The 19008-nt window shown below is 44.8% G+C and carries 11 protein-coding genes; 6 read left to right on the top strand and 5 right to left on the bottom strand.

Going from position 1 to position 19008, the window contains the following annotated elements; genetic code table 11:
- Positions 1-46 precede the first annotated feature (46 nt).
- From KEM09_RS02730 to KEM09_RS21890, 6 genes are all read left to right on the top strand, one after another.
- Positions 47-3124: a SusC/RagA family TonB-linked outer membrane protein gene (locus KEM09_RS02730; RefSeq protein WP_212225158.1), complete on the top strand. Its 3078-nt coding sequence runs from the start codon at positions 47-49 to the stop codon at positions 3122-3124.
- A 12-nt stretch (positions 3125-3136) separates the two neighbouring features.
- Complete coding sequence (locus KEM09_RS02725; protein WP_212225156.1) at positions 3137-4900, top strand: RagB/SusD family nutrient uptake outer membrane protein; 1764 nt, start codon at positions 3137-3139, stop codon at positions 4898-4900.
- 29 nt (positions 4901-4929) lie between these two features.
- A complete protein-coding gene (locus KEM09_RS02720) occupies positions 4930-7938 on the top strand; it encodes a SusC/RagA family TonB-linked outer membrane protein (protein WP_212225154.1) in 3009 nt (1002 codons plus the stop codon).
- A gap of 9 nt (positions 7939-7947) precedes the next feature.
- Positions 7948-9672, top strand: a complete 1725-nt coding sequence (locus KEM09_RS02715) for a RagB/SusD family nutrient uptake outer membrane protein (RefSeq protein WP_212225142.1) — start codon at positions 7948-7950, stop codon at positions 9670-9672.
- Positions 9673-9717: 45 nt separating this feature from the next.
- On the top strand, positions 9718-10650 hold the full coding sequence (locus tag KEM09_RS02710) for a DUF1735 domain-containing protein (protein ID WP_212225140.1): 933 nt from the start codon (positions 9718-9720) through the stop codon (positions 10648-10650).
- A gap of 129 nt (positions 10651-10779) precedes the next feature.
- Positions 10780-12204: an energy transducer TonB gene (locus KEM09_RS21890; protein WP_244824780.1), complete on the top strand. Its 1425-nt coding sequence runs from the start codon at positions 10780-10782 to the stop codon at positions 12202-12204.
- A 398-nt stretch (positions 12205-12602) separates the two neighbouring features.
- Here KEM09_RS21890 and KEM09_RS02700 read toward each other — a convergent pair whose 3' ends face one another.
- The 5 genes from KEM09_RS02700 to KEM09_RS02680 form a co-directional block, all read right to left on the bottom strand.
- Entirely contained in the window at positions 12603-14327 is a 1725-nt protein-coding gene (locus KEM09_RS02700; RefSeq protein WP_212225138.1) for a sialate O-acetylesterase, read from the bottom strand.
- Positions 14328-14331: 4 nt separating this feature from the next.
- Entirely contained in the window at positions 14332-16581 is a 2250-nt protein-coding gene (locus tag KEM09_RS02695) for a sulfatase-like hydrolase/transferase (RefSeq protein ID WP_212225136.1), read from the bottom strand.
- Complete coding sequence (locus KEM09_RS02690; RefSeq protein WP_212225128.1) at positions 16568-16912, bottom strand: hypothetical protein; 345 nt, start codon at positions 16910-16912, stop codon at positions 16568-16570. The genes KEM09_RS02695 and KEM09_RS02690 overlap by 14 nt, the downstream gene beginning before the upstream one ends.
- A 284-nt stretch (positions 16913-17196) precedes the next feature.
- Positions 17197-17550, bottom strand: coding sequence for a hypothetical protein (locus KEM09_RS02685; RefSeq protein ID WP_212225126.1), 354 nt, complete (start codon positions 17548-17550; stop codon positions 17197-17199).
- A gap of 12 nt (positions 17551-17562) precedes the next feature.
- Positions 17563-19008, bottom strand: coding sequence for a sulfatase family protein (locus tag KEM09_RS02680; RefSeq protein ID WP_212225124.1), 1446 nt, complete (start codon positions 19006-19008; stop codon positions 17563-17565).

Genomic DNA, 19008 nt, shown 5'->3' with positions numbered 1-19008 from the left:
TTAAATTCTGAATATAAAACATTCAGAGAACCTAAATTCAAATTGTATGACTAGAAGATTATTTCTATTGATGTTTGTGTGTTTGCAATTCTTCATTGCCGACGCTCAAAACATCCGTATCCAAGGAAAAGTTTTGGATGAGAATGGAGAGCCTCTGATCGGAGCAACCGTGATGCTTAAAAATGCAAGCGATTTAAGCACTGCCGGTACTATCACAGACATCAATGGTTCATTTAACCTGAACCTGCCTGCAGATGGGACACTGGTTGTTACCTTTATTGGCTATCGTAAGCAGGAGATTCCGATCAACGGACAAACATCATTCACTATTAACATGCAAGCCGATGTAAGTGAGCTGGACGACATTGTTGTTGTTGGTTTTGGCGTGCAGAAGAAAGAAACTGTCGTGGGCTCCATTACCCAGGCTAAAGGAGAGGAATTATTAAAAACAGGTGGAGTAACCAGTGTTAGTGAAGCTCTTACTGGCCTCTTACCAGGTGTGGTTACGTTACAAAACTCATCGCAACCGGGTGATGCATCAACCGATATTCTTATACGTGGAAAATCATCGTGGAATGGCAATGCTCCCCTGGTATTGGTCGATGGTATTGAACGGCCTTACGATCAGGTTGATCCCAACGAGATTCAATCATTATCAGTTCTAAAAGATGCCTCTGCTACTGCTGTTTTTGGGGTACGAGGTGCCAACGGCGTTATACTCATCACCACCAAGCGAGGCACTGAATCTAAACCCAAAATTAGTTTCAATGCCAATGTTACAGCTAAGCAGATGACGTCTGATTATACCATACCGACACATGCTCAGTCGATGCAAATGTATAACGAGGCACTGATAAACGGCAACAGTTATACCGGCATGTACTCAGAGCAGGAGATAGCCATGTGGCAAAACCAGGTTGATCCTTACTTTTACCCCGAAATTGATTGGGAGAAAGAACTATTGAAGGATCTGGGATGGAGCCAGACAGCTAACCTGAATGTATCCGGAGGTAACAAATTCATGAAGTATTTCACTTCGGTAGGTTACACCCACGAAGGAGACATCTTCAAAACAGAAAAGCAAGCTGAATATGATCCCCGGTTTAACTTTAACAAATACAACTTCAGAAGTAATTTTGACTTTAGTGTTACTAATACTACCAAATTATCTGTTAACCTGGGTGGTATCATCAGTAAACAAACACGTCCGGGTGGCGTAGGTGCCAGTGCGAACGATTATTCAAAAAACGAGTTTTTCCGTCGTATTTACTCAACTCCCAATTACTTATATCCGTTGTATTACGAGAATGGCCAGTTTGGCGAAGATCCTTCCTTTCAAAATGCCAAAAACATGTATATCCGACTAAATAAGGAAGGTTCCAACACCATTAACCAAGCCAATGTATTCGTTGATTTTAAGCTCGACCAAAAGCTCGATTTCATCACCAAAGGCTTATCGTTTAAAGGAAGTGTATCCTACACGAATAAAGCTCAAAGCAGCCGCAAAATCAATAAAACGATAGATCGCTACTTTTATGCATCACGTGAGGACTATGAAAATAATGTCTTTCTTCGCTGGCCTACGATGGACACTTATGAGGAGCCCATATCCTATGCCAACGAAGAAATGGGCACATACAACCGTCAGTTATACTATGATGCCAGCTTAAATTACAATCGTGATTTTGGAAAACACAGCGTTAGTGCATTACTATTAACACTGCGCGAAGAAACGAAAAGCAAAGTACAGTTTCCGGATCGTTATATGAGCCATGTAGCTCGGGCTACCTATGCATATAACTCGCGTTACCTGCTAGAGTTTAATGGCTCTATTTCGGGCATCAACTGGTTCCATCCTGATTATAACACCGAAGATTTTTATTCAGGAGCAATTGGTTGGATCATTTCCGAAGAAAATTTCATTAAAGACAACCTGCCCTTTATCGACAAAATGAAGGTTCGCTACTCATGGGGTGAAAGTGGTAGTTACGATGGATTCCGAAGCCTAAAGTTTAACTGGGATATCCAACCTGAAACATTTAATGTAAAAGGCAACCGCATTCTGTACTTTGGTGATCCGGTAAATCCCGTCAACCAGTTTTATGTCACCAGTGGTGCCAGCAACAAGTTCGCCTTCTGGGAAATCGCTATTAAGCAAAACATAGGCGTCGAGTTGGATATGTTCCGTAAACTATCAATGACATTTGATTTTTACAAAGAACAACGTGAAGGAATACTAAGTGAGCAGCTGATGCCCACCTGGGCTGGTATTGATGGTAAGATAATAAGCAACCTGGGTGAGTCTAAAACGCAAGGCTTTGAGTTGGAAGCCACCTGGCGTAACAAAACCAGCTTTGGACTTAACTACTGGATAACAGGCATATTTGCCTACACCGAAAACCGCGTTGTAAAGCGTGGCGACCCTGATGGCATGCCTGAGTACCAGAAATATGCCGGCAAACCCATTGGTACTGTCAATGCCTTGCTAAGCGATGGCTTTTACGGTTCATGGGACGACCTGTACAATCGACCACAATCTGAATGGAGTGGCAACCGTATACCTGGCGATCTGGCATATCTGGACTATAATGCTGATGGCGTTATTAACGACCGCGACAGGGTACCGATGAAATATCAGTCGACTCCTAACCTGACGAGTAGTTTGCAATTAGGTATCGAATACAAAGGATTTCATTTAACAGCCATGCTAACAGCTACCAATGGCATGTATCGTAATATGCCGGGCACCATGCTGTGGGAGTTCCAGAATGGTAATACCATGACATTCAATCATAGCCTCAACCGCTGGACGCCAGAAACGGCCGAAACAGCTACGCATCCGGCGCTGCACTTGCAGGGTGATAACAAACACAATATGCAAACGAGCCAGTTTACTTATCGCGATGCCAGCTATATACGTTTGCGCAACGCCGAATTTGGTTACACGCTACCGAAAAAGACAGCTCAGAAATTGCTGGGCATGACAAAATGCGAGCTCTATTTAAGTGGAAACAACCTATTAACATTTACCGACTTTGATAACCGCATCGATCCTGAACAAGGTACAACCAATCTATATCCGATTGTTCGCAGATTCAATGCCGGAGTAAGAATAGGATTCTAAAAACACACAGATATGAAACGAATAATATATATAATCATATTGATTCCAGTCTTTTTCTTAAGCTCGTGCTACGATTATCTGGATAAAGCACCTGAACAAGAAGTTGACATTAACGTGGTACTGAGCGATTATGCATCATTTCGCTCCTACACCGACTATTTGTATTTCCTTCGAAAAGATTATTTTGAATGGTTCCACCGTGGTTTACCTTGTGCTAACTCCGATGAGGCAGCTACAACAAATACCTCGTGGATGGACTCGTTCAAATACAAGAAAGGCGACAACTGGCAGGCACCTGACTACAAAACTACCTACGAACTGGGTTATGCAAAAAAAGCTGACAACAAGGAGTACGGTAAGGAATCTCCCATTATTGCCAATGCTATGCAAGGATTGCGTGTGGCTAACACAGCCCTTGAATACTTTCATGTATTAACCGATGCCACTGAGGAACAAAAGCACCAGATTAAAGGCGAGATACATTATTTCAGGGCCTGGTATTACATGCAGATAATTCTTCGATATGGTGGCATGCCTGTTATCGACCAAACCTATGGACCAAGTGATGACATAAATCTTGAACGCTTGTCCTATCAGGAATCGAATGATTGGCTGCTCGAAGAGTTTGACCGGGCCATTGAACTATTGCCCGAAACCTGGCCACAAAATGAGTTGGGACGTGCTAACAAAGGCATGGCTTATGCCGGTAAAAACCTTGCACTGCTTTATGCTGCAAGTCCTCTGATGAATCCTGAATTGGGACATGAGTATAATATTGAGCATTGCAAAGCCCTGTGCGATAATGCTATTAATATTTTTGAGATGGAGCAGAAAGGCATCTACCGCCTTTATTCACTGGAAGAGTACGATGATATATGGTACAGTAAAACCAAACCGGTATCCGACGAAGCCATTGTATACGTGAACTTTAAAACGCGCGAAAAAGGCGATATGAAGGTAGGCGGTGTTTGCCACCGACTGGGAGGTTTCCAATTTTTCGACTCACCCACTCAGAATGCCGTGGACCGCTATGAAACCTTGAATGGCCTGCCTATTAGCGAGGACCCAACGTATGATCCCCAGAATCCATATATCAATCGTGATCCCCGCCTTTATAAAAACATATATGTGAATGGCGATGTGATTGCCCGCCAAGGCACAAAAGAATTTATGTTTGAACCATTTGTAGGTGGATTAGATGACCCAACAAAAGAAAAAGCCGGCAAATTCAGAAGTGCGCGTGGTGGATACTTGCTTCGCAAACACTGGCCTTTTGGCGTCAATAACAAAGCTAACGACTGGGACGGGTGGTTCAAACCATGGATCAACTATCGACTGGCACAGGCATACCTCGATTTTGCTGAGGCTGCCAATGAGGCTTATGGCCCAACCGGAGCAGTACCAGGCACGAGCATTACCGCACTGGAAGCGGTAAACATTATTCGCAGACGCGCACAGATGCCGGAAGTAAATAGTCAATATACTGGTTCGAAAGACTTATTCAGAGAACGAATTCGCAACGAAAGAGCTGTTGAGTTAATGTTTGAGAACCAGCGCAGCCACGATTTACGTCGATGGATGATTGCCACTGAAGTAATGAAGGATCTGAAAAGAGCGCATATTACGAAAAATAATGACGGCACATTTACCTATGGAGCTGTTCTGCTAGATGACATTTACCAGCCCATTTTTAAGGAACGTAACTATTGGTATCCGGTACCAAACAACGACGATTTTCTGTCAACATCGTTTGAGCAAAACCCAGGCTGGTTATAATCCTATTTATTGAAAGAAAAACGAAACAAATGAAGATAATATATCATAACATAAGAGTCATGGCAATGCCTCTGTTACTGTTAGTATCGATGTTGTTTTTAATACCTCAATACGGTATGTCGCAAAAAAACAATATCACCATCAGCTCAACCGTAACAGATGCCAATGGCATCCCGGTTGCCAACGCCATGGTACGCGTATTTAACAAGGGAAAGGTCATCCATACCGACAAGGATGGCCTCTTCAAACTAGAGGTGAATAGCGATGCTGTTATTTACATTTCGGCCAATGGATTTGAAACACAAATGTATGAACTAAGCCAGAGCTTACCCGAAAAAACTATTACGCTTGCGGCCCTTACCCCATTCCTGTTACCCGAAGACCAGATCAATATACCTTTCGAGACGATTGAAAAGAACAGGCTGACGGGAGCTGTATCTGTAGTTGATGGCGACGAGCTATTAAGCTATCCTGACCTGTCGATGCTGAATTCATTGGCGGGTCGTGTGGCAGGTCTTTATTCAACCCAAAACAGCAGCACACCCGGATGGAACTCTCCAACTTTAGTAATCAGAGGTTTGGGAGGCTTAGGCAATAATCGCCCGCTAATCCTGGTAGATGGGTTTGAGCGTGAGGCCAACGCTTTGCTACCCGAAGAAATTGAGTCGGTTGAGGTACTGAAGGATGTAACAGCCAAAATGCTTTATGGAAGCAAGGCTGCCGATGGCGTTATTGTTATCACAACCAAAAGAGGTAAAAACAACTCGCGTGATGCCAACATCAGCATGGAATATGGTATTATGGCACCAACCAGTGATCCTCAATGGTTGAATGCGGCTGACTATGCTACCCTGTACAATCAGGCGCGGGCCAACGATGGTTTGGCTCCTTTATATTCCGATGAAGCCATCGCGGCTTACCGCAACGGTTCGTCACCAATATTGTATCCCAACAACGACTTTAATGGCATGTACCTGAATAACCATATGCCAATGAAACGCGTTGCTACTGAATTCAGGGGTGGAGGTAAAAGCTCAGCCTACTATGTTAACATGGGCTATACCGGCACCGGTGGTTTGGAAGATATTAAAGAACCCACCGAATACAATAAATTCAATTTGCGTGGTAACCTGGATATTGATGTTTCCAGTGTTACTTCTGTAAAAATGGATATCGCGGGTCGGATGGAGTACCGCCGTTCTGCCAATATTACAACACAAGATTTTTTTGGAGCCTTGTCATCGCACCGCCCCAATGAATATCCGGTATTTATACCTACCGATTCTTTGGCATTACTTGGAGGTAGTTACCTGCACCCCAACAATATTTATGGATTAGGTAACGAAACAGGCTATAAAAAACAGGAAAACAGAAATATACAATTCAACCTTGGTTTACACTTCAACCTGAATAAATACATTGAAGGTTTGTCGGCCGGTGTGGCCTTATCATACGATAATGAAAACTATTACCGCTATGCCAATGTCATAAATTTTGCATCTTATCAGTTGGTACCAACTTATACCGATGAGGAGTATAACCTGGTTAAGTTACGTCAGGAAAACCATGGTTCGCCTGATAAGCTGTCGGAAAAAGATAAATCATATAACCACCGCGTGGGTAGCACCTGGAATATTGATTACAGCCGAACATTCAATGGTTCACATGATTTAAATGCCAACCTGGTATTGCAACAATACCAAACACAGCGTTACAATCAGATTCAGTATGACAAGTTTGCCAACTACGGACTGCGCATTAATTATGCCTACAAAAACAAATATGTAGCCGAGTTAAACACCTCTTTAATGGGGAGCTCTCACTTTACCGGCAGCAACCAGTTTGGATTATTCCCGGCATTGGGACTTGCCTGGATCATGAGCAACGAAGGCTTTTTGGCTGACAACGCCAACATCAATTACCTTAAGTTAAAGGCTTCAGGCGGTGTGATGGGCAGCGATAAAGGTTTGGGCTACTTCCTTTACGAGGATCAGTACTCACAAAATGGATCGGTAAGCTTTGGCCCTACCAACAAGAATAATCGCCGCGTTTACCAACTTGATAAGTACGGTAATCCGAACTTAACCTGGGAGAAGCGTCGTGAATTCAATGTGGGTATTGAGTCGATACTTTTCAACAATACCTTAAGTGTAGAGCTGAATTACTTTAATATTTTGGATTACGACATCATCACATCACCATGGGCCAATCATCCAAGCTATATTGGAACTAACTTGTACAGTGTTAATAATGCCGAGGTAATAAACAATGGTTTCGAGGGCGATATCATCTATTACAAAAATATGGGTGATTTCAAGCTATCGGCCGGTGTCAACTTTGTATATTCAAAGTCGGAGATTAAGAAAAGTTTTGAGTTGCCTTATCCAGCCGAACTGCAATACCTGTCAGGTATTGGTCAGGCAGGGGATAGAATATACGGCTATGTGCACAATGGTTTCGTAACAGATTCAGATATAGCGGCCGGCTACACATCAACGCTGGGTACCGTTAAAGCTGGTGACATTAAGTATACTGACTTAAACAATGACGGTGTGATTGATCCAAAAGATCAGCAGGCAATAGGTAATTGGTTCCCCCGCCTAAATATGGGTATGCACATCAACCTGCAGTACAAAGGTTTTGGCTTATATGCTTTAGGGGTGTTTCAGAATGGTTTTGATGTGATGAAGAACAACCGCTATTTCTGGAATTACGGCGAACGTAAATACTCAGCAGAGGCCATAAGCAGTGATTATGTGCCATTAACAACAACCAATGGTAACAACAACTTTACAGGTTCCGATTACTGGCTGGAAGATGCCGGTTATTTCAAGCTTAAAAACGTGGAATTAAGCTATCTCTTACCTGACAAGTTATTGCCAAAGCTATATATGAAAAAGGCAAAGGTATTTGTGAGAGGCACAAACCTGCTAACGATCAGTCAGTTTGACAACCTGGATGCCGAAAATATTGATGCCGGCATTAATGATTTCCCATTGATGAAAGCCATTACCGGTGGTATTTCTGTAACCTTTTAATGTTAAAAGATGAAGACAAAAAATTATAATATTACCAGTCTGTTCCTGATTCTACTCGTGGTTTTAGCAAGCGGATGCAGCGACTACTTTGAACCCGAAATAGATAAGAACAGAACGGAAGAGCAAATATGGAGTATACCCGATTATGCCGAAGGTATTTTGATGGCTGCCTATAAGGAGATACCAGACATGTACAATACTTATGGAGGTGATTTTCTGGACTGTGCTACAGACAATGCCACCTCAAACAGGTATGGAGCTTCTGTTGATAAACTGCGTGCAGGAGGCTGGTCATCCAATTACAATCCTTTGGATGTATGGGGTGCCGCCTTCAACCAAATTCGTAACATTAACCTGTTTATTGAAAATGGCCTGGATATCACCTATGTTGATTACAACAAAGAGATTGATTCAGCTAAAAAGGCACGTTTAAAGGGAGAAGCCTTTTTTCTACGGGCCTGGTACCAGTGGCAACTGTTGCAAAACCATGCCGGACCCGATGAGCAGGGCGCTGTGCTAGGTTATCCTATTCTAACACGGGTATATACGCAGGATGAAGAAGTAAAGCTGGCCCGTAACACCTATGCCGAATGCGTGCAGCAAATACTGAACGACTGCGATACCGCTGCAGCCTACCTCCCGCTGGAGTACATGGAAGGAGATGAAATACCTGAAGAGATCAATGACAACCAGATTGGCCGCGCAACTGCCACTGCAGCTCTGGCACTTAAATCACGGGCCGCTTTGTATGCTGCCAGTCCCTTGTTTGCAAACAATGAACCTGACAAATGGGCAACTGCTGCTCAACTGGCTAAAGCGGCCATTGATGTCATTGGAGCATTACCATCCATTGATGCCAAATTCTACAACGATGAAAATTCGCCAGAGCTGATCATGCGCAAATATGGGTTGAACCGTTCACTGGAGAATGCTAATTTCCCGGTAGTACTATTCGGACAGGGACGCACCAACCCAAGTCAGAACCTGGTGGATGCATTCCCTATGGCTAATGGCTATCCCATTAGCGATGACTTAAACAGCGGGTACGATGAATCAATGCCATACGAAGGTCGGGATCCTCGTTTCTACCGCACTATTCTATTTCATGGGGCAATATTTAAGGACTCAACAATTGATATGTCAACAACAGGCTTAAATTCCGAAATGGCCAGTCCTGAGCGTGCCTCACGCACCGGGTATTTCCTGCGCAAGTGGATGAGCCCGGATGTTAACCTGGAAGTTGGTAACGCCAAATCGGATAATCATTATTTTGCCTTATTCAGAAAAGTAGAGCTATACCTGAATTATGCTGAGGCTGCTAACGAAGCATGGGGTCCTGATGCCGATCCATTAGGACTGGGCTTAACTGCTAAAGATGCCATTAACGCCGTTCGTAACCGTGCCGGAATTGGCTCAACAGCTTATGCTGATAATGTGGCGAGCGATGGAGTAGATGCTTTCCGAAGCCTGGTACATAACGAGCGTCGTATAGAGCTGTGCTTCGAGAACCATCGGTTTTATGATCTAAGGCGTTGGAATAGTTCCCTTGAACAGCTGAACACTACCATCAAGGGCGTTAAAGTAGAACGTATTGTCAGCGATGTTGATACCACGTTCCAATTAACACCTATTGATGTGGAAAACTATCAGTATGGCCAGCACATGTTCTATGGGCCAATACCTTTCAGCGAGGTGATTAAATCTGGTGAAATTGTGCAAAATAAAGGTTGGTAACAAATGATTAAGAATATCAACCCCAAACAATTAAAACATTATATAATGAGACAGATATTATTACTACTTTCAGCGGTGTTGTTGACTTTCACCAGCTGTGAGAAATACGAGGACTACCTATACGACTACGAGTACACCGCTACTTACTTTGCCTTACAGAAACCTGTACGCACCATTACACAGGCCAACAACATGGCTCTTCAGGTAGGTGTTACCATTGGCGGAGTACGCGAAAATAACCAGGAGCATATTGTCAATTTTGAAATTGACGAAACCCTGTTGGAAGTGACACCTTTTACACTATTGCCAGAGGCCTATTATAGCTTAAGTGATGCCAACAAAATGGTTATTCCCAAAGGAGAATTTCTTGGTTTAATAGATGTTGATTTGAACGAAGAGGCTTTTATGGCTGATGAACAAGCCCACCTCAACCATTATGCATTGCCATTGCGCATTACCGAAACAACAGCTGATTCAACACTTGGTAATGCGGAAAACCCTATGGCTGGTAAAGACTATACCATACTGGTTGTAAAATACATTAACAACATGCATGGGTATTATTATCAGAAAGGGAATGAATACATAACTGATGCAACAGGTGCTGCCATCGATACGATTGAATATAGTCATGAAGAACTGGTTAGAAACGAAACCAGAATGGTTGCAACCGGCAGCAAAGATAGTGTTGTAATTAACGGCGTTGGCAGTCATTTGGATGGCACCGTGATAGACAAAGTAACTTATACCTACAAGATGGCTTTGCTAAGAGATGCTACCGGCAACATTAGCATTAAAAACGTTATTGAATCAGACATCAATAATGTGGAAGATTTAGGTAGTAGTTTTGATTTGAGTAAACGCCTGTTTACACTCCACTACAAATGGATTGATGCCGACGGGCTGACGCATACCGTTGAAGAAGAATTAATATTTCGTAATGACGGTATCTTGTTTGAAGAGTGGTCATTAGAATAACAGCATCCTTATCAGTACAAACAGTTAAAGCCCTGCAATAGAACTATTGCAGGGCTTATTGGCTAAAAACATCAGCAACCTATACACTAAATTTATCTCATCTCAGTTTTACTCTTAAAGCAAAATCCTATGAAAGAGCTAACAATCCTACTTTTTATGGTGCTTATAGCCCTACCGGCACAGTCCAGGGGCCCCAAGTTCCAGAAGAAAGTTACGATGAACTACATTGTACCTAAAAATGCCCTGAAGATGGGTATTGAAAAGGTGGCTGACTCCACCTATCACTACTGGTTTAGGCGCATGATAAACGATGATTATACCGAAACCTTTCAGTTTATGACCACACAAAAAAACATTATGGCTGAAAGATTTAACCTGGACTGCAAGGAGGGAACCATCATCCGCGATGGGCTCTACCAAAAAAGCTATAAAGGCGAGATCATATCCGAAGGTTATTACCGTAACAACCACCGCGATGGCTATTTCTGGGTGAAAAATAAAAAAGGCAAGCTTATCCAAAATGAAGCCTACAAGTGGGACGGACAGCATGAGCAAGGCCTCATAGCCTATTTGAACAGCGATGAAACCATTGCGCGTAAAACGTACCTGCGCGACCGGAAGAAACACGGTAAAGAAATCTTCTATTACAAAAATGGCCAGGTGATGATGAGCTGCGAGTATCAGGGTAATAAAAAGCATGGCGAGCTGACTGCTTATTACCCCGATGGCAAGCTTCGACGAGTAGAGATGTATGAGAACGACTCGCTGGTTTCGGGCGAAATACTTGATCAAAATGGCAGTAAAATACCTTGGGAGCCGGCACAACAATCGTCAATTGATTCTGACCAGCTGGCACGTATCAAAGCTGACATTCACTCTATCATAGAAAGAACACAGCCTGATAAGGCACATCTCAAGCATTTGGCATTTGGCTTCACCCTACATACAAATGGGAAGATACTTCCCAAATCGTGTCGATACAAAACAAAGCTCAACAAAGAGGTTACAGCTGCCATTACCAGATATCTATGTCAACTTAAACTTGAACCTTGCCGCCATGAAAACCAATCGGTTAATGCATACTATAGAATAAAACTGAATTTTGCTGAAGACATCAGTTATGATATTTCAATGGAGCGATTAAACCAGTATGAAGGCAATACCACACTCTTCTATGGTGCCAAACCCATCGATGATTCCGAACCACTATATTTTATTGTTGAACAGATGCCGGTTTTTCCTGGAGGTGAACAAGGTCTGAGGAAATACATTGCGCAAAGTGTAAAGTATCCGGTAGAAGCCCAGAAAATGCGTGCACAGGGGCGTGTGTACATCTCATTTGTGGTGGATAAAAACGGAAATCTGAAAGATATTAAAGTAGCCAGAAGTGTGGATTACAACCTTGATAAGGAAGCTCTGCGCGTAATCAGTAATATGCCTAAATGGATCCCAGGTTATCTTAATGGCGAGCCTGTAGACGTGTCTTATGCGATTCCTATCAATTTTATACTTCAATGCAATGCGGATAGAATGCTCAATGTTGATAACTTTTAACACCTATCAATAAAAACCGTGTAAAAAAACCTGACATGATGTACAGTCCTGTCAGGTTTTTTTATGCCTTATCACATCCTCATCTTTTCCAAGCATACACTCCTTTTTACTAAATAACTGTACAATAAGCTGCTGCACACTGCAGCAAGGTTTCCAAATGTTTGGAAATGTTCCCGCGCACGGCAGCAAGGTTTCCAAATGTTTGGAAGTGTTCTCGCTAATGGCAGGAAGGTTTCCAAATGTTTGGAAGTGCTCCCGCTGACAGCAGGAAGGTTTCCAAATGATTGGAAGTGTTCCCGCTAATGGCAGGAAAATTTCGAAATGGTAAAAAGTCATACGGATCGCATCCTCATAGGCATCTTGAAGATAAGGATGCGATCCATTATGCTTTATAGCGTTTACTCCTCCAGCTGCATGGCTGGACGCGGCCAGTCGGCATCCACAAAATCGGGCCGTTTCTTCGGCTTGTTCACCACCACCTCTTCGGCCCCTTCGGTATACAAGTCCCAGTTATCGGTTCTGAAGGGCGATGCCGGAAAGCCCTCGGCATTATACAGCAGGTTCTGTTGCGAGGGATTCATGGCCCAGGCATAGCGCACCGCCACCGGTTTGGCCACCTTGGGTGAGCTCACCACAACAGTATTTCCTTTTATCTCGGCTTGGGCCCAATGCCACTTTTTGTCGGCACCGGCAATGGCAAAGCTGTTCAAGGGCGCTTCTGTGGCTTTGGTCAGGCCCTTACCCACCCCATCGAATGACAATACTATACTATTACCTTGGCTTGTATGACTGGTATAATACGGCCCGTGTCCCACCACATCTTTATGGTACACCTCGCGCAGCACCGTGCAGGCATGGCGTACACCGATGGGCTTCTTATTTTTAGGGTGCAAAGCAATGGGGCTACCCGTATCGATGGATACCACCATCCCTACATTCTCCATCTCCTGCGCCAGCTCAAGCATCATCTGCCTTGATACGGCCCAGGGAGCTTCCACCCCTTCCACCGGCTGCTTCTGCTCAATGCCCCAACTGGGCAATTGCGTCATCGAAAAATAGAAGTCGCTCTGCGTATGTCCCTCCGAATGCGTGTACCACATCTCGCGATAAGTCTTAATCAGGCGCTCAAGCTGCCCTTTAAAGGCCAGTGCCTGTTGCACCGTTTTAGAGTTGCGCTCGCCCTGGTACCAAATGATGCCCCTGATGCCATAACCCACTAATGGATGCACCATGGCATTATAAATATGCTGCGGATACTGATTGCCCAGTTTGGCCGGTTTGGTAATGATGGGCGCCATTAAGTGCTTGTTCTTACTCTTCATGGTATCGCCATTGGCCATAGCCTGATGGTAAGTCTTCAAATCGGCAAAATACTGCTTCAACATACTATCAGGATCAATACCCAGCTTGCCGGTTTGCCGAAGCGTCACTTCATCCAGTCCCTGCTTATGGTAGCGGCTGCGGGCTATGTCGTCCTGCTTCTCCCAGGGTATCCACCCTTCAACAGGTGTGCCGGCATAGGCCTGCACAATGATGCCCACCGGCACATTGAGCTGCCGCTGAAGTGTTGAACCAAAATACCACGACACCGCTGAGGTGGCAGCAGCCGATTCGGCATCAGACACCTTCCACTGCCCGGTGGGGCAATCCTTTTTGGGTTCATGCCAATGCTGGCGGTCCGACTTATAGATGCGTAGGTTCTCCTGCTTAGCGTGCTTAAGGTCGTCTTCGGCCGTAAAGGTGTTGCGCAGGGCCCAGCCCATGTTCGATTGCCCCAGGCAGAGCCATACCTCGCCAATGGCCACATTCCGTAGCACCAGCTTATCGGCTCCGGTTGACACGGTCAGTGTCTCGTCCGTACGGTGCGATGGTGTGGGCAGCAGCACCTTCCAGCAGCCTGATTCATCGGCCGTGGCTGACAGCTCTTCACCCCACGAGGCGCTAACATTTACCCTATCGCCTGGCCTTGCCCAGCCCCAAATGGCATTGGAAGTATTTTGCTGCAGCACCATGTGGCTGTCGAAAAAAGTGGGCAGCCTCAGTTGGGCTGTTCCCGTCAGGGAACAGATACATGTCAGCAGCAACAGCTTCATGTATTTATAGTAGATGGATGTATTTAGCATACCATTATCGCTTAAGGAATTTTCGAACCAGATAGCCCTCTTCCATTTTCAGACGCAGCATATACATACCCTTGGGTAACATGGCCACATCAATCCCCTTGGCAATTGCCTGACCACTGGCCGAACAACACACCCTGCCGTTTACATCCATCACTTCGGCACACGAACCATCGTAGCCCTCTATGTATAATTTTTCGCGAGCCGGATTCGGATATAAACTAACCGACTGGGCCATACGCTCTGTAATAGCTGTGCTCACCGGCTCGCGAGAATTGGGATCGTTATTAAAAAGGATGTCATCCACATAGATATCCACCGGGCCAACCTCGTTAGTGTAATCCACCTGCATCCACACTTTGCCACAAGCACTGTATTCAGCCCCCATATCAAACACCAGGTCTTGCCAGGTATTCAGCTGCGCTGCATCATAGGCCTGCATACTCTCTGTAATCACCTTGTCGGAGTTGTCGCTTTTCGATATCTGAAAGCGTGTGGCAGAAGCCCTGCTTTTCAGTACTTTCATGTGTACATAGCGGGGGGCATCAAACTCTTTCACCACGGCCGAGGTGCCAATGTAGTTGCGTGTATTATCGGGCCCTCGTGTCACCTTCAGCACCGTATTACTGGTGTTGATGCCTGCTTTCAAAGGATTAGCCACAATATCGACCTGAACAGCTCCCAGCACACCATACTTATAGGATGTGTTTTCAAAATCTTCAGAATAGATAGTACCATCGGGCGGATAAATCGTCCACTTATCTTCAACCACCACCAGGTTAGGTGCATGTCCTACCCAGTTAGCATCAGCAATCACCTTCACAAATTCGGCATAGCTTTGCGCCACATCGCCGGTTGACTGGTAGGTATTAAACACTGACAGAATGGGATCGCTGCTCTGCTGCATCTCCTCCAGCAGATATTGCCGATAGGTTTCAATCTCGTCGGCATAGGCCGGTTCGTCAATCAGGTTGTTGAGGCAATCGGGGTCATTGGCCACATCATAAAATTCTTCTGGAATACGTGTCAGGATAAAATCGCAACGCTCCTGCCAATAGCTGTCTGTTTGTCCCAGGTTTAGCATGGTTTCAAAAAAGCTGGCACCCAACGACGAGCTGTTGTAGGTGGTTCGGCCATCGTGCCATGGATTGAAGATGTAGGCGTATTGCGTGGTATGCACCTTGCGGAAGGCGTAAATATTTTTACCGATGGTTGTATTATAAGTTGTGAAAAGGCGCTCCCGCCCGTTCTGCTGTTGCCCACGCACAAGCGGTAAGAGCGATTGCCCATCTAATCCTTCTGGGGTGCTTATGCCGGTCGCTTCGCAGATGGTGGGAAAGATATCCAGAGCGGACACCAGCTCGTTGATATCGGTACCTGGCGTCAGCATCTCACTGCCGGTCCAGCGCATTATCAGTGGCGTTTTGGTACTGTGATAGTAAATATTTGATTTGATACTTGGTGCTGCCATCCCATGGTCAGACAAGAAGAACACCAGAGTGTTATCGGCAATATTCTGCTCATCGATTACCTGCAGCACTTTGCCCACCACATCGTCGCAGCGGCGCGATGAACAGAGGTACTCGGCCATTTCGGTGCGCACTGTCTCATCTTCGGGCAACCAGGCCGGCATGGTAATATCCTCGGGATAATAGATTTTTGAGGGATGCGATAGCTTTTCGCTCAGTGTAGAGCCCACACTGCTCAGTTTATAATAAGGTCGGTGCGGATCGTGCGAATTTACAATCAGGTAAAAGGGCTTGCCCACATCGTTCAGGGCCGAATCAATAACGGTGGATACCCTGTCGTAAAATACATCGGTGTTGCGCTCCATCTCTTCATCGATAGCCCAGGGGGTCACATCTTCGTATGGAGTGCTGTGCGCTACCTTACCCAATATACCAACAAAATAGCCATTGGCATTAAACACATTGGGAATGGTAGGTATGTTCTTAATACGTAAATCATGGAAGCCCTCACCTCCACTGCGGTGCGGTAAACGCCCCGTGTTAATGGCATTACGCGATGGCATGCATGCGGTTGATGCCACGTGTGCATTACTAAAGGTGATGCCGTCGGCCGCCAGCTGATCGATATTGGGCGTTACACCAACTGCCTGTTGCTCTCCATTGAAACAGCCTACTGTGTTCCAGTTCATATCATCAGCTGTTATTATCAGAATATTGGGGCGCTGGGCCTTCAGACCAGCAAAATAGCTTAAGAGTAATACAACAATTGCATATTTAATTTGCTTCATGTCTTTTGATTATTTTCATTTGGCCATCCATCCAGTTAATCACTATAAAGCAAAAACCGGATAGCCTGGGTAGGTTATCATGAGCCTGACACAGTTCCTCACGCACGATAGGGTAACAACTCACATCAATAAAGTGAGCCGATGCAAATGCCACATCTGCCAATTGCTCGTTTTGTATAGCTTCGCTCATCTCATTATCTCTTATCTTACTCATAACATTACCTCTCACTATACTGCTGTTTCTAATGTAATGAAGTACCAGAGGAAGAACGTAACCACACTGCAAGATTAACCAGAAATCAATGTCAAAACTTGCTACCACCTTTGACATCTCTTGCGTTTTAGTTTGAAACATTTTTACAGCGCAGTCCATCTTGCCCCTGTCACTTTTACTTCATCACAATTATCTACAATTACTAATACAAATCATGCTTGAGTCCACTTTAGGGCTCTTTCGTTATTCATTCATATTCCATGGATAAACCTATGGTTATACTGTATTCGCAGAAGATTATCTACAATAATCACTTACGTAACACAAGACACCAAAAAGCGAGAATCAATCATGTAACAAGCTCAAATGGCTGTATCTATGCATGATGGCGATTAATTGTCTTACTTATTCTTTTGCGCTTTTCTATGCTTCTGCCATTTAGTCATCTGCTCTTTAGTGTATACCTTTTTCATGTCGGCCATGTATGTTTGCATATTAGCCTTTCTGGCATTTTTAAGTTCCTGCGAACCTTTGGCATGCTCTTTTGATGTTTTTGCATTATTCAATCGCAACTGGGTCTTTAGCTCAATCATCTGGTTTTGCTGCTCCTGGCTTAAATCCATCACTTCAGCCATCTCTGCCACCTCCTGCTTTACGGCATCCTGTGCTTTCTTGCTCAACTTCTGTGCATTTACGTTAGTCATCATCGCTAATGCACAAATCATCATCGTCAATTTTAAAATCTGCTTTTTCATAACTCTTTCCTTTTATTTAGTTGATTGTTTTTTTCTATTAAATGGTACTTTAAACAGTCCACGGTCTGGCATTTGCGAATCCAAGCTATGGAAGGCCTCCAGCAGCTCATTAAACTTCTCGGGGTAGGCTTCCGACAGGTCGTGCCGCTCCCACGGATCGTTTTTAACATTAAATAATTTGGGTTTGATGCTGCTCTTATCCATCACCATATCCTTGGTCATGTGCAGCACCTTCTCCTGGTCGTTCCAGGTAATTTTCCAGTCGCCCTCGCGGTAGGCATAATCATCCTGGTAACGCCAGTACAGGTAGTCGTGCGGACTCTCCTTTTTTTCTTGGTTCAGGTAGGGCAACAGGTTCACCCCATCGTAGCCGGTGGCAGGTGCATCAATCCCCAGAAATCCAGTGATGGTGGGTGCCACATCAATGGCTATCACCGGCTCATTATAGCGTTTGCCCGCAGGCACCTCACCAGGCCATTTCACACAAAATGGTACGCGTATGCCACCTTCGTAGGTATCCCCTTTATAGCCGCGCAGGCCATTGGTCTTACTCATCACAAAGTCGCCGGTATTAATCTTGGTTGGCCCCGCAATGGTAGCCGGCGAGCCATTATCCGACAAAAAGAAAATGGCCGTATTATCATCAATGCCGCACTTCTTAAGCGTCTCCATCATGGCGCCCACACCGTCGTCAATAGCCAGTGTCATGGCAGCCAGAATGCGCCTGTATTTGTGGTCATATTCATAGAGTTCATCCACTCGGGCCAGGTCCTCCTCGGTGGCCGACCAGGGGTAATGCACCGCATTGTAGGCGACGTATAAAAAGAAGGGCTCGTTGTGGTTGGACTCGATAAACCCCACCGCTTCTTCATTAATTTTATTAGTGAGGTAATCGCCCTTTTTATATTTTACAACCTCGCTGTTGCGATGAATGGGCCAGTTATCTTTGCGGGCATTGTAGGTTGTATCGGCCCAAAAATAATCGTGTCCGCCAGCCAAAAAACCGTAGAAATAGTCGAAGTTACGATTCCATGGCAGAAACTCGTCCTGCGCCCTACCAAAATGCCATTTACCAAGTGCGCCGGTTGTGTAGCCAGCCTCTTTCAGCATGTCCTGCAGCATGGGCTGGTACGTTGGAAAGCCCCCTTTGGAATTGGGTCCGAAATTACCATTGATACCAAATTTATTCTGGTAGCGCCCTGACATCAATCCGGCGCGTGATGGCCCACACACCGAGCAAGTAACGTATCCCTGTGTAAAGTAAGTTCCTTCTGCCGCCAGCTTATCAATATTGGGTGTTACCATATCCAGCGCGCCATGATAGCCCACGTCACCATAGCCCATATCGTCCACTAAAATGATGATAAAGTTGGTTGGCTTTGGTTTATTAGTGGCTTTGACACCTCCAACAAACACCAACAAAAAGAATATAAGTGCAGATATATTTTTAATACTCAT

This window comes from Carboxylicivirga mesophila, from assembly GCF_018271975.1.
In the GTDB taxonomy this organism is placed as follows: domain Bacteria; phylum Bacteroidota; class Bacteroidia; order Bacteroidales; family Marinilabiliaceae; genus Carboxylicivirga; species Carboxylicivirga mesophila.
The sequence above is the reverse complement of the archived record's forward strand: the minus strand, read 5'-3'. Positions and strand labels throughout refer to the sequence as shown.